Annotated in this window: 11 protein-coding genes; 7 read left to right on the top strand and 4 right to left on the bottom strand. The window is 68.8% G+C overall.

Features of this window, described 5'->3' with window-relative positions:
- The first annotated feature begins 54 nt into the window (after positions 1–54).
- From QOC76_RS28845 to QOC76_RS28825, 5 genes are read left to right on the top strand one after another with little or no spacing between them, the layout of a single operon-like run.
- Positions 55–765 carry an oxygen-binding di-iron domain-containing protein gene (locus QOC76_RS28845; RefSeq protein ID WP_526362999.1) on the top strand — a complete coding sequence of 237 codons (711 nt, stop codon included), beginning with the start codon at positions 55–57 and terminating at the stop codon, positions 763–765.
- Positions 762–1,325: a hypothetical protein gene (locus QOC76_RS28840; RefSeq protein WP_526362997.1), complete on the top strand. Its 564-nt coding sequence runs from the start codon at positions 762–764 to the stop codon at positions 1,323–1,325. The genes QOC76_RS28845 and QOC76_RS28840 overlap by 4 nt, the downstream gene beginning before the upstream one ends.
- A 17-nt stretch (positions 1,326–1,342) precedes the next feature.
- Positions 1,343–2,284 carry an LLM class F420-dependent oxidoreductase gene (locus QOC76_RS28835; RefSeq protein ID WP_526363027.1) on the top strand — a complete coding sequence of 314 codons (942 nt, stop codon included), beginning with the start codon at positions 1,343–1,345 and terminating at the stop codon, positions 2,282–2,284.
- Between the two features lie 41 nt (positions 2,285–2,325).
- The gene (locus QOC76_RS28830) at positions 2,326–2,814 is read left to right on the top strand and encodes a hypothetical protein (RefSeq protein ID WP_526362995.1); all 489 of its coding nucleotides are present in this window, start codon (positions 2,326–2,328) and stop codon (positions 2,812–2,814) included.
- A 27-nt stretch (positions 2,815–2,841) separates the two neighbouring features.
- Positions 2,842–3,369 carry a hypothetical protein gene (locus tag QOC76_RS28825; RefSeq protein ID WP_526362993.1) on the top strand — a complete coding sequence of 176 codons (528 nt, stop codon included), beginning with the start codon at positions 2,842–2,844 and terminating at the stop codon, positions 3,367–3,369.
- A gap of 34 nt (positions 3,370–3,403) precedes the next feature.
- On the opposite strand, the gene QOC76_RS28820 is transcribed toward QOC76_RS28825, so the two are convergent.
- The 4 genes from QOC76_RS28820 to QOC76_RS28805 form a co-directional block, all read right to left on the bottom strand.
- Complete coding sequence (locus QOC76_RS28820) at positions 3,404–4,888, bottom strand: dynamin family protein (RefSeq protein ID WP_526362991.1); 1,485 nt, start codon at positions 4,886–4,888, stop codon at positions 3,404–3,406.
- 53 nt (positions 4,889–4,941) lie between these two features.
- Entirely contained in the window at positions 4,942–6,789 is a 1,848-nt protein-coding gene (gene iniA, locus QOC76_RS28815; protein ID WP_526362989.1) for an isoniazid-induced dynamin-like GTPase IniA, read from the bottom strand.
- 82 nt (positions 6,790–6,871) lie between these two features.
- Entirely contained in the window at positions 6,872–7,888 is a 1,017-nt protein-coding gene (locus tag QOC76_RS28810; protein WP_526362987.1) for an IniB N-terminal domain-containing protein, read from the bottom strand.
- Positions 7,889–8,151: 263 nt separating this feature from the next.
- A complete protein-coding gene (locus QOC76_RS28805) occupies positions 8,152–8,703 on the bottom strand; it encodes an Rv0340 family IniB-related protein (RefSeq protein ID WP_526362985.1) in 552 nt (183 codons plus the stop codon).
- 241 nt (positions 8,704–8,944) lie between these two features.
- On the opposite strand from QOC76_RS28805, the gene QOC76_RS28800 reads away from it, so the two are divergent.
- Positions 8,945–10,720 carry an Hsp70 family protein gene (locus tag QOC76_RS28800; RefSeq protein WP_526362983.1) on the top strand — a complete coding sequence of 592 codons (1,776 nt, stop codon included), beginning with the start codon at positions 8,945–8,947 and terminating at the stop codon, positions 10,718–10,720.
- Positions 10,721–10,732: 12 nt separating this feature from the next.
- Positions 10,733–12,790: isoniazid response ATPase/transcriptional regulator IniR (gene iniR, locus QOC76_RS28795; RefSeq protein WP_526362981.1), on the top strand; the 2,058-nt coding region annotated here is incomplete at its 3' end.

Raw genomic sequence — 12,790 nt, 5'->3', positions numbered from 1 at the left:
GCCGTTTGTTCCCGATCTCCCGTAGTTTGCCGGTGGCAGGTGGACGATCTACCTATGGACACCACGATCGATGAAATCGGGGCGGGCATCTTCAGGCTGTCAACCTGGATACCGGACATCACCGAGCACGGCTTCACCATGAACCAGTTCCTGCTCAACGGGGACCAGCCGTTCCTGTTCCACTGCGGCCAGCGGCAGCTGTTTCCGCTGGTATCTGCGGCCGTCGCCAAGGTCATTCCGCTGGAGAAGCTGCGCTGGATCTCCTTCGGCCATGTCGAGGCCGACGAGTGCGGATCGGTGAACATGTGGCTGGACGCCGCACCAAGCGCCGAGGTCATCCACGGCCCGTTGGCCTGCATGGTGTCGCTCATCGACCTGTGCGACCGGCAGCCGGTGATGGCAACCGACGAGCCGCTCGACACCGGCGGGCACCGATTGCGCTTCATCCCCACCCCCCACGTTCCGCACAACTGGGAGGCCGGCCTCTGGTTCGACGCGACCACCGCAACGCTGCTCTCCGGTGACTTGCTCACCCATACCGGCAAGTGCCCTGCCCTGACCGAGTCCGATTGCGTGGCACCGGCAATGGAGGCCGAGGAGGTTTTCCACGCGACCGGGTTGACGACGAACCTCGGCCCGACCCTCGAGCAGCTCGCGCAGCTGAACCCCACCACGCTGGCGGTCATGCACGGGTCGTCGTTCGCCGGCGATGGGGCCGCACAGCTGCGCGGGCTGGCGGACGGTTACGCCGCGATGGTTCGATGACAGCCGTTGCGGCAACGAGCGGGGTCCGGCTGGCTGTCGTCGGCACATTGCTGGTGTTGAGTGGGTTTGCGGCGGGCTGCCAGTCCGACACCGAGGGCACGCCCGTCACGAGTTCCAAATCGCCCACCGAGCCCAGCTTCCCGACAACCAGGCCGACCGCCAAGCCACCCACGACGGCCGCACCATCTATGCCTCGCACGCCGATAACTCCACCGGCCGCAGAGGTGCTGCCCCCGGACGACTCCGGCTACGTGTTCATCGAAACCAAATCCGGCCAGACCCGCTGCCAGCTCGACGAAAAGTCGGTCGGCTGCGAGGCCGCGTTCACCAATGCCCCGCTGCAGAACGGTGTGCGGGCCAACGGCGTGAACCTGTCCGCGGGCGGTGACATGCAGTGGATCGTCGGCAACCTCGGCGACATCCCGGCCGTCACCATCGATTACCGCACCTACAGCGCCGTCGGCTGGACGATCGTGGCCACCAGCGACGGCACCCGGTTCACCAACCAGGCCACCAAACATGGCATGTTCGTCAGCGTCGAGAAGGTTGAAGTCTTCTAGACACAGCTGCGCCTACGCTGAGTGTCGTGGACTTCCGCGCATTCGTCGAACCCCAACAGGGCGCCACCTACGCCGACCAACTCGCCGTCGCCAAAGCCGCAGAGGCGCTCGGCTACTCGGCGTTCTTCCGATCCGACCACTACCTGGCCATGAGCGGCGACGGGTTGCCCGGGCCCACCGACTCGTGGGTCACGCTGGGAGCCCTCGCCCGCGAGACGACCTCGATCAGGCTCGGCACCATGGTCACCTCGGCGACCTTCCGCTATCCCGGCCCGCTGGCCATCTCGGTCGCCCAGGTCGACGAGATGAGCGGCGGCCGCGTCGAATTGGGCCTCGGCGCCGGCTGGTTCGAGGCTGAACACAAGGCCTACGCGATCCCGTTCCCGCCGCTCGGCGAGCGCTTCGAGCGGCTGCGCGAACAACTGGACATCATCACCGGGCTGTGGACCACACCGGACGGCGAGACGTTCGACTACACCGGCAAGCACCACTCGGTCACCGATTCGCCTGCGCTGCCCAAGCCCGTCCAGCGGCCCCACCCGCCCATCATCATCGGCGGTGCGGGCGCCAAGCGGACGCCCGCCCTTGCGGCGGCGTTCGCCGCCGAGTTCAACGCCGCATTCATGCCGCTGGAAACGGTCAGGACCACCTACGACCGGGTGCGCGCGGCACTCGCCGAGGCCGGGCGGTCGCCGGACTCGCTGACGTACTCGGCGGCGTTCGTGGTGTGTGCAGGCCGCGACGACGCCCAGGTGGCCACGCGCGCGGCGACGATCGGCCGCGACGTGGACGAGCTTCGCGACAACTCTCCGCTGGTGGGCACGCCGAACGAGATCGTCGACAAGCTCGGACCCTTCGCCGAAGCCGGCGTGCAGCGGGTCTACCTGCAGCTTCTGGACATGTCCGACCTCGATCACCTCGACCTGTTCGCCTCCGAGGTGCTATCCCAGCTCGGCTGAGGTAGGCGTTACCGCAGGTCGGGGGATTAACATCGGTGGCCGTGGCGAGTCCCGACCTCGATGACGAATTCGACAAGGACGAATTCGTCGATGAGTTCGGCGGCGACGAGCCGGCCGAGCCGTGGCACAACTCGACGCGGGCGGTGGTCGGCGCCAGCGCCGCGGGCGTCGCCGCCATCGGCATTCTCGTCGCCGCGGTCATGTACGTCACCGGGCAGGACGGGCCCGGTGCGCCTGCCGACTTCGTCGATCCGTCGTTTACGGCGACCGCCTCCGACACGCCTGCGACCACGACGACCGTCACCATCACCAGCACCGCGCCGGTGTCCACCACCGAGATCAACCCCCCGCTCACGCCGACGACCTCGGGTTTGCCGAACACCAGCGGTAGCAGCAGCAGCCCGAGCAGCAGCACCGAGTCCACGCCGCGCCCGCGCCAGCGGGAGAACGACGGGAATCCCGGCGGCCCCACGTCGCGGCGGCCGCGCTTCAACGTGACACGCACATTGCAGCCCCAGCAGGCGGGCTGATCCCGGCCAGCGCCTAATATCGGGCCCGTGGCGCGATACGGACCTCCCGACGACCCCAACTACTACTCGGACGGCGAGCCGACCGCGTACGCGGCCAACTACGGCGGCGGCGATTACGGCGGCTACGAGCAACCGGGCCAGCCGGGCCAGCCGCCCGAACCGCCGGTGCCCTGGTATCGCAGACCCGCGGCGCTCGTCGGTTTCGGCGCGCTGGTCGCGATTCTCATCGCCCTCATCGTGTGGTTGCTGGTGAGCCTGATGTCGAATTCGTCGGACAGCACCGATACCACGACCTCCACCACGACGACGTCGGCGCCATCGGGATCGGCCCCCGCGGTCGCACCGACACAGACCGCCACAGAGACGACCTCACCGCCGTCGACCGAGACGACGGCACCGACCCAGACGACGACATCGACTGAGCCGAGCGTCAGCACGTCGATCAGTACGTCGGTCAGCACGAGCACCAGCACCGTCACGGTGTCGCCGCCGTCGAGCAACCCGCAGGTTCCTCAGGTGCCCCAGATCCCGCAGATCCCGATCCCCGGGGGATAGCCGAGGGCTCAGCGGCTCAGGAAGTCTCGGCCGCTCAGCGGCCGCGGGCGGCGAATTCGGCGACCATGGCCTCGGCGCTGCGCACCGCCGCGCGGCATGCGCGGGTGGTGAACGGGTCGTTGAGCGGATGGTCCGCCCGGCGCCGCCACCGCTGGGCGGCGGCGAACGCGGCCCGCGGCCCGTCGTACGGATCACCGGGTTGCAGGCCGAGCCTGCTGGCCACGTCGGTGCCGGAGCCACCGATGATGCGGCGCAGCGATACCATCTCGTCGTCGTTCAATGTCGTTGAGCGCGAGCGCAATTGACTCAAGAGCCGCAGCTCCTCGAAGGCGTGGGTGTCGGCGAGCAACGGGTCGATGTCGGCGATGATGTAGCGGCTGGCGTAGATCGGGTTGTTCTGAACGAACTGGCGCAGCGACAGCAGCGCCGTATGGGCCTTCAGCAGGTCCGAGCGCTGGGCGAACTGCTGGTCGATGACGTCGCGCAGCGCGACGAGGCCGCTTCGCTCGAGCAGCTCGTCGGCAAGACCGACCGAGTCGGTCACCCCTGCCCGCAAGACGGCCGTGGAGATCCGAAGGCCGAACATGCCGAACCGGTCGAGCAGCGCCGCGCGGGTCGCCGCGTCGACCGGCAGCCGGCTGTCCTCCCGCACGAACCGGTCCGCCGACAGCATCGCCTTGGCCAGTTCGGCGGCGTCCACCCCGGCGAGCTTCTCCAGCGCCACGTACTCGCTCTGCCGCAGGGTGCGCGCGGTCAGCGCCAGCAGCCCCGACACCGGGACCACGGCCTGGCAGATGCCGGTCTTGTCCATCTCCGAGGTGAATCGCTTCGCCACCTCCCCCGCCGACAGCATCGCGTCGATCCGTCCCGCACCGATCTCGTCGGCACGGGATGCCACCCCGATGACCCCCAGCGCCCCGGACGACCCCCCGACCAGCTCGCCGATCTGCTTGAGCAGCGCGATATCGGCGGCATTGAGGGTGCGCAGGAGGAAGACGACCGCGTCGACCCGCGGCACGCCGTCGTCGGGAACCAGCAGCTGCAGGGTCCGCTGCGAGACGTCGCGCGACAACGAGGAGGTGCCGGGGGTGTCGATGATCGTGGTGTCGATCAGCTCTGCCGCGGGCCATTCGACATCGAGGTCGACGACGTCCTGCGGGTCCAGGCGGGCAAAGTCGAAGGTGAGACCGCCGTTGCGGGCGATCGGCACGTTGGACCGTCTGCCGCCGCGGTGGTTCGCGGTCACCTTCGGGGTCGGGCCGTTGCGAAACCAGGTCACGATGCGGGTGGCCTCGGTGGCGTCGGTGGGCGCAATGTCCTCGCCGACAAGCGCATTCACCAAAGTGGACTTGCCCGCCTTAAGCGTCCCGGCCAGCGCTATCCGGATGGGCTGGTTGAGTCGGCGGCCGATGCGGTCCAGCTCGTTGTGCACGTCGGGGCGCTGAAGGTACGCCGGATCGGCCCTGTAGGCCGAAATGGTGCCGCCCAGGATCGCGCGCACCTGATCGCTCGTGCTCATCCGGTGAACCAGCTTATGCACCGGCCCTGAGCAAAGCTGATGGGGTACTCGGGCTAACCGCCGGCCACGGATTGCGGAGCGGCCACCGCGAGCTTGGTCGCGTGGTCGGTCACCTGGCCGAGGATGTTGAGCTGCCGTTCCAGTTCGGCGACCCGGCTGTCGCGCTCGTTCTCCTCCAGCTTTGCGGCCGTCAGCGTCGCCTGCAGCGACTCGTTGAGGGAGCGGGTGGCCTGGTTGGCAATGCCGCGGTAGTGATCGCGGATCTGGCGCTGGATCCCCTTGAGCCGGTCGCGTGACTCCTTGCCGACAACGAACGCGACGTCGTCGACGAACCGGCGCATGTTCATCTTCGCCTCGTTGCGGACGCGCAGCATCCGGTTCTCCATGTCCTCCTTGTACGCCTTGCGGCCCAGCACGAGGCCGGCGCCCAGCGACAGCGGGTTGAACATGCCCAATCCAGCGAACGAGGTCAGCATGCCGAACATCAGCACGCCGCCGTAGGACCCGCGCATACCGGTGACTATCTTGTGTCCGGCCTTGATCGGCTTGGCCTCCAGCCGCGCCAGCGACTTGAGCTCGCCGAAGCCTGCGCCCATCTCCCTGGCGTCGATCTGCGGCATCTTCACCGCATCCAGACCGGCCTCGACGAATGTCCGGCCCACTTCCTCGGCGAGCGCCTCGGCACGCTGGTAGGCCCACACGAAGTTGTCGCCGACCGCGGTGGCGACGGCGTCCTCCAGTTCCGTGCCGATCTCGGCCCAGTGATTGGTCGGGTCGACGTCGTCGATGACCTTTTCGGTGTGCTGGGTGATCGCGCGGAAGCGCGCGCGAAGATCGTGATCGACATCCGACGTCAGATCCGCGATGCCGTCGTTGAGGACCTGTTGCCACAGTGCGGTCTGCTGCAGGGCCTCCTGGGCGTCCTCCTTGCGCCGCTCCAGCTCGTCCTTCAGCCGGTCGCGGGTACCGGGGTCGGTGAGCGCCGAGCGCTCGGAGTCCGCTTTCAACGTCAAATGCTCAGCCGCCGAACGAATCTCGGCGAGAACGTGGTCGCGAATGCGGTCGTTCTGCCTGGACAGCACACGCTCGCTGAGAAACTTGATGATGGCCGGGAAGTTGGATTCCTCATTGAGTTCTTTGTCGTTGTGCGTGAGGGCGTGGCTGCGCAACAGAGACGAAGCGGGAATCACCGGTATGGACAGACCAGCGCGCTGCAGGTGAGCCTGGTTGGCCGCCACGATCTGCCGCCAGTGCGGATAGAGGTCGGTCTTCGTCGCGACAATGGTTGCCACCGGGCAGATTTCGTGCGCCTGCCGGATGAAGGTCAGCTCGGGCTCGGTGAACTCCTGGCTGGTGTCGGTGATCATCAGCATGGCGTCGGCGTCCGGCAGCAGGCCGAGCGTCGCCGACAGGTGCGGTTGGCCGTGGCCGCCGACGCCTGGCGTGTCGACGAACGCCAACCCGTGCTTGAGCAGAGGGCTGTTGGCGGTGACCTCCACCCGCAGCACCTCGCGGCCACCGGCCTCCGGCGCGCGGCGAAGGTCGCTTGTGAGGCTCGCGGGCGGGATCGGAATCACGGCGGGCTCCGCGCCCTCGGGTGCTGCCACGATCAACTGGGCCGATACCTGCTCGGAATACGACACCACCGTGGCGAGCACCGTCGTCTCGTCGTCGCCGACGCGAGCGACCGGCACGTTGAGCAGCGAGTTGAGCAATTGGCTCTTGCCCTGCTTGAGCTGGCCGGCGATCACCACGCGGATCTGCGGGTCGGAGATCCGGATCCGTGCCCTCTCCAGCCGCTCCGCCAAATCTCCGCGTTGGTTGGCTTCGGCGATCTTCTTGGTGTGGTCGATCAGCTCGAGGATGACCGTCACTTTGCGCGGGTCATTCGGTTGCGTCATGGTGCCCCTACGGTAGACGTGCGAACTGGCGGGGACCGGAATCGATCCCCGCCAGCTGCGCTATGGGCGTTGTTGCTCCCTGTCAGAACAGGTCGACGTCCACGCCCTGGTGGACGTCGGTCTGGTGGTGCACCGAGTTGTCGTCGTGGCTGGCGTCCACGTTGCCGGTCACGTGATCGACCTGCGTGACGTCACCGCCGACGTTGCCGACCGAGTGGTCGTCCTCGGTGCCGACGGACACCGGGGCGTGCGAACCCGACGCGTTCACGTGGTTGATGTCGTCGCCCGCAGACTGGTTGTTGCTGCTGGAGTTCTGCGCCGGGGCGATGATCACGCCGCCGCCGGAACCGCCGGCTGCACCGCCACCGTCACCGCCGTCGCTGCCGACGCTGATGAGGCCGCCGCCGTGGCCACCGTGGCCGCCCGCGGCTCCGCCACCGCTGGAGTCGATGTCACCGACCTGGGTGTTCTGGCCGCTGCCTGTGTTGGTCGCGACGTCGCCGCCCGCCGTGGTGTTCACGTCGTGGCTGCTGTCGTGCAGGTCGTTGTTCCTGCCGCCGGCCTGCACGTTGGAGCCCTGCCCGGCGTGCACGTCGCCGGTGTTGTTCCCGTCGTTGTGGTCGCCGACGACGTTGCCGCTGCCATGGACGTTGGTGTTGTCGATGTTGCCGGCGGTGCCGGTGTTGACCACCGAGCCGTCCGAGGCGTTGATGTCGCGGCTGAAGTCGAAATCCAGGTCGAAGTTGCCGACACCCTGCTGAACGTCCTCACCGGCGCGCGGGCTGCCGATGTCGTTGTGGCTGGCGAAGTCGGTGTTCGTCTCGGGGGCGAACACCCGCTGCGGGGCGAAGGTCAGGCCGTTGTTGTCGGCGACCGTGTGCTGCAGCGCCTGGATCGCATTGCCCCCGCCGGCCATGGCGGCCGGAGCGACAACTGCGGATGCGGCCTGCGTCAGCTGGGCCTGGGTGACTGCGGTGCCCATCGCCTGCGAAGCCGCCTGCGTCGGGTTGGCGACGAAGGCGCGGACATCGGAGGGATCGGCACCCGGGCGGGTCAGGCCGAGGAGCCAGTCGAAGAGGAAGGAGATGGGGTTCGACATCTTGAGTGCCTTTCGGTGAGTTGTTCTGTGGTCGTCACCGGGCTGTCCGGCGATCTGGGGACTACGTTATGGACCCGTCAACCCCGCGGAAACGGGGTCGGCACCCCTCCCCATGGGACCCGATGCCGGGATCTTGGGGGTCCCCCCATTAGGGGATTAGGGGGTTATAGGGGGTAGGTGCATTCACCCAGCTCAGCCGTGCTTGGACAGACGAAAACGGCGCGGCCGTCGATGGCCGCGCCGTCCTCGGGATGCTGGTGGGTCTAGTCAAAGATGTCGAAGCCGGTGTCGCCGGCGTCCAGGTGGTGCGCCGCGTCGTCGACGACGGAATGCCAGTCGGCGTCGGTGGCGTCACCGACGAGCGGAGCGTCGTCGATGATTCCGCCCGTGAGCTGCGCTGACGGATCCTCGACGTCCGCCACCATCGGGACACCGGCGTCGTGCAGGGTATCGACACCCGCATGCAACGAATCGGCGGGTTCGTCGATGACGTTCGACGCGATGCTGTGCCCGTCGTCGATGGCCGGGGCCGGCACGTGGTCGTCGAAAGCGTCGAACGCGTCGAACGCGGCGGTCGCAGCCCCGCTGCTCCATACGTTGCCGGCCGCATCTCCGATGAGTGATTCGGCGCCGGAGGTCGGCAGTGCCGTCGACAGCGATTCCGACACCACGGGAATCAGCGCGTTGACGTCGGCACTGGTCACATCGGTCAGATTGGCGGCGTGGATGGCCCCGGCCGGATCGGCGGCATACTGGGCGGCAGCGTCAGGGTCCCTCACCACCGACATCACGAAGTCGAGTAGCGGGTTTGCCATGACGCACCTTCTTTCCCATCGCGATTGCTGCGGGCGGGCGCCCGTCGGTTAGTCACGATGCTATCCAGACCGAAGTGCGGCGTGATCGGTGCGAAACCCTTCTCTGCAGCCGGGGCGTTAGGGGACTCGCCGTTAGGGGTTCTGCGGCATTAGGGGGATAGCGCTGGGCTCGGCCGCTATCGTGATGGGCGGCCGAACACAGAAGAGTGTGCATGAGAGCCGGAGCGAGGGGGAGCCGAGTATGGCTGAAGCTCTCGGGTTGTCCATCGGGGCGACCATCCTCGTCGCCGCGCGCGTCGGCCGCCCGCCGGTGATGCGCCGCGCAGTGCTGACGTTGTTCGCCGACCGGGCGCCCGAGGTCGGCGTGCCCACGGAGAACCCGGCGCTCAACCAGCCCGGTGTCGTGCTGACCAATTTCGTGGAGCGGGTCGGCGACCCGGTTCCGATGGTCGCCTCGGACGGCAGCTCACACCGCGGCGAACGCGTGTTAGCCGAGGCCCTCGACGGCATGGCCCGAACGGTCGGCGGCGGGCGGCCTGTCGCCATCGCGGTGCCGGCGCACTGGGGACCCGCGGTGATCGGTGCGTTGCGCGGAGCCCTGCGGGAGAAGCCGAATCTGGCGCCTGGCGGCGTGCCCGCCGCGCTGATACCGGACTCCATCGCCGCGCTCGCCGCGCTGCAGGCCGCACCCGGACTGCCTGCCGGCGTCATCGCCCTCGTCGATCTCGGCGGCAGCGCAACGAGCATCACGCTGGCGGAGGCGACCGCAACCCTCACACCCATCGGCGAGACCCTCAGGTACGCCGACTTCTCCGGCGACGAGATCGATCAGGCGGTCCTCAATCACGTCCTGGCCGGCGTCGCCGACGCCAACAACGCCGACCCGGCAGGCACCGCCGCTGTCGGCTCGCTGACCCGTCTGCGCGACGAGTGCAGGCAGGCCAAGGAGCGCCTTTCGGCGGAGACCGCCACCGCAGTGCCAGTCGACCTGCCCGGCTTCCGGTCCGATGTCCGGCTGACGCGCACCGAACTCGACAACCTCATCGCCGGACCGCTCGCCGGTCTGCTCGCTGCTATCGAAGAAGCGTTGGCGCGCAACAACATCGCCCCCGCCGACCTCGCAGCGGTGGCAACCGTCGGTGGCGGCGCGGGTATCCCGCTGATCACCCAGCGGCTTTCCGAGCAGTTCCGTGTCCCGGTGATCACGACGCCGCACTCGCAGCTCAACATGGCCGCGGGAGCGGCACTGCTGGCCGACCAGAGCCTGGACGCCGATGCACCAACCGGATTGTCGACGGCGGCCGATGCCGCAACCGGAATCGCGCCCGCGGCCTGGGCGGCCGGGGCGGCGGGGCTCGCCGCCAGCGAGTCGGCGGCCGACGGCGCCCCGTCGGCGACGTTCCGTGCGCTGGCGTGGTCGCAGGACGATGCGACGGGCAGTGAGCCGGTGCCCTACACCGGCGGCGACTACACCGCCGACGTCTATTCCGGGCCCACCGACGCCCGGCCGCCGATCGACTTCGCTACCGCCGGCGAACCACGGTACGAGCCCGAGCCGGCTCCCCTGCCCTGGTACAAACGACCGCCCATCCTGTTCGGGGCGGCAGCCGTTGCGGCGCTGCTCGCGATCGGCGGCCTGGCGATCACGCTGACGGGGAACAGCGGTGTGCTCGGGCCGGTGACGGAGACGAGCACGACCTTCTCGCTCGAACCGACATCGGGGCAGCCACTCACATCCGTCGAGCCGACGACGGTCACGGTGACCGGGTCCAACGGCGAGCCGACCACCAAAGTGGTCACACCGCCACCGCCTTCCCCGTCGGCGACGAGCACCACGACCACCACGTCGCCGACGACGACCAGCAGCACCACAACGACCACCACAACGACGACCACCACCACCACAACCACCACTACGACGACCACCACAACCACCACGACGTCACCTCCGGCACCGAAGCCGCAGCCGCCGCCCCAGCCGCAGCCGCAACCCAATCCGCCCGCTGGTGGGGCATAGCGGGTAACGAGGATGGCCGGGCCAATGCCTGAAGCACTGACCGACATACCGCCGGCCGCCCGCGAGGCTGTGTCGGCGCTGACGGCTGCACCGGCCGAGCCGGTCAGGATGCTGGTGTCGGGCGGCATCGGCACGGGCAAGAGTTCCGTGCTTGCGATGGTGCGAAATACGTTGCGGTCGGCCGACATCCAGGTGCTGACACGGGCACCGCGGGGCGGTGACGATCCCGCGGCCGCCATCGTGATCGATGACGCGCACCTGCTCGCCGACGAGGAACTCGAACAGCTTGTCGAGCGCGCATCCGATCCGGGCTCGACCGTCGTCGTGGCAGCCGAACCGCTCGCTCAACGGCGGGCGCTGCGGGCGCTGGCCACTGCCCTCGAACGCGAGAACCCTGTGATATCGCTCGGCTCGCTGACCTCACCGGAAGTCACCGAGACGGCGGCGCTGGTGACCGGCGGCCATCCGGCGTCGGAAATCGTTCGGGCGCTGATGCTTTCGACGGCCGGTCTGCCGTTTCTGCTCCGTCCCGCGATGGCAGCGGCAGTGTCACCCAACGGCGAGCCGGCGGCGAACGCCATCGTGGAGGCGGCCAGGTTCGCGTTGATCGAGCGCCTGCGCCGCGTCGAGGAGCCGGTGCTCGACACCCTCCTGGTGTCGTCACTGAGCCCGGATCTCGGGCCCGACGACGTTGCGGCGGCGCTTCGGCTCAGCTCCGAGGAGGCGCAGCGCTTGGTGGACCGTGCCCGCGGCACTGGTCTCATCGAGCCCTCACACAGCCAGACGTTTCTGCGCTCGGTCCACCTCGGCGTTGCCGCGATCATCGGAGCTGCCCGTCATCACGACATCGAGATCTCCTTGCTGCGCTCTCAGATCGAATTGTCCACGCTGTCATCGGATCTCGCGCTGAGAATGGCCGAACACGGCCTGCGTGACGATCGACTCGCCAACGCACTGGCCGACCTCGCTTCTCATCACCGGAGCCAACCGGCCGAGGCGGCGCGCCTCTACCGCGCGGCAGCGGAAGCCGGAGCCACCGCCGTGAGCGCCCGCCTCGCCGATGCGTTGGCGATGACGGGTGACTGCGCGACCGCGGGCAGGCTGACCGACGAGCTGCTGGCCTCCGAGGACGCAGCCGAGCGGGCGGCGGCGGTCCGCATCGCGGCGAGCATCGCCGCACACGACGGCGGTGCTGCGCAGGCCGCAGACCTGTTCCGCTGGCTCGGCCCGTACCCCGACGCCTTCATCGCAGCCGCGAACGCCGTCGTGTCCATCGCTGCGGGTGACGCGCAGGCCGCCCGTGCCGCGTTGAGCGCCGAAAGTGCCGGTCCGCCAACGTCAACCACGCGGGCCGCGCACAGCCTGGCCGAGGGCCTGCTGCTCTCACTGGATCAGCCGTACCCGGTAGCCGTGGCCCGCCTCGGGCAGGCCATCACCACCGAACAACAACAGCCGGGCGTCGTACCGGACAGTCCGGCCGCACTGGTCACGCTGGCCGCTCTGCACGGCGGCGATCCGGTCCGGGCGCGCAGTGTGATCGGCCGTGCGGTGCGCGCCGGCGGCGAGGACGACGCGTTTTCGGTCCATCGGCACCGGCTGCTGCTCGGCTGGGTGCGGATGCAGGACGGCCAGCTGGGTCCGGCGATGGCCGACGCCGGGTCCGTCGGTGACGCCGCACTGCATCGCCGCGATGCACTGTGGGCGGCGGCACTGAACACGGCCATCGCCCGCCGCAGCGGTGACGGCGGCGCTGTCCAGAAGCACTGGTACGCCGCCATGGAAGTGCTCGCCGAGTACTCCGTCGACCTGTTCGCGCTGCTTCCGCTCGGCGAGTTGTGGGTCGCCGCCGCGCGCATGCGCCAGGTCGACCGGCTTCAGCACGCGCTGGACGAGGCGTTCGCGCTGCTCACCTCCTTGGGCAGCCCGGTGCTGTGGTCGGTGCCGCTGCACTGGGCCGGCGTCCACGCCGGAATCCTGGCCAACTCTCCGGAGGCGGTCGCGCCGCACGGCCATGCCCTGACGGCTGCTGCAGGCAGCAGTGCGTTCGCGAAGGCGCTCTCGGGTGCGGGC

Source organism: Mycobacterium sp., from assembly GCF_032159565.1.
GTDB lineage: Bacteria > Actinomycetota > Actinomycetes > Mycobacteriales > Mycobacteriaceae > Mycobacterium.
This window is presented reverse-complemented; position numbering and strand designations above follow the sequence as displayed.

What these genes read in the sequence shown, in the direction of transcription:
- QOC76_RS28845 (WP_526362999.1), top strand. Translation starts at nt 55, where the DNA reads ATGGACACCACGATCGATGAAATCGGGGCGGGCATCTTCAGGCTGTCA.
- QOC76_RS28810 (WP_526362987.1), bottom strand. Translation starts at nt 7,888, where the DNA reads ATGTCGAACCCCATCTCCTTCCTCTTCGACTGGCTCCTCGGCCTGACC.
- iniA (WP_526362989.1), bottom strand. Translation starts at nt 6,789, where the DNA reads ATGACGCAACCGAATGACCCGCGCAAAGTGACGGTCATCCTCGAGCTG.
- QOC76_RS28840 (WP_526362997.1), top strand. Translation starts at nt 762, where the DNA reads ATGACAGCCGTTGCGGCAACGAGCGGGGTCCGGCTGGCTGTCGTCGGC.
- QOC76_RS28805 (WP_526362985.1), bottom strand. Translation starts at nt 8,703, where the DNA reads ATGGCAAACCCGCTACTCGACTTCGTGATGTCGGTGGTGAGGGACCCT.
- QOC76_RS28820 (WP_526362991.1), bottom strand. Translation starts at nt 4,888, where the DNA reads ATGAGCACGAGCGATCAGGTGCGCGCGATCCTGGGCGGCACCATTTCG.
- QOC76_RS28800 (WP_526362983.1), top strand. Translation starts at nt 8,945, where the DNA reads ATGGCTGAAGCTCTCGGGTTGTCCATCGGGGCGACCATCCTCGTCGCC.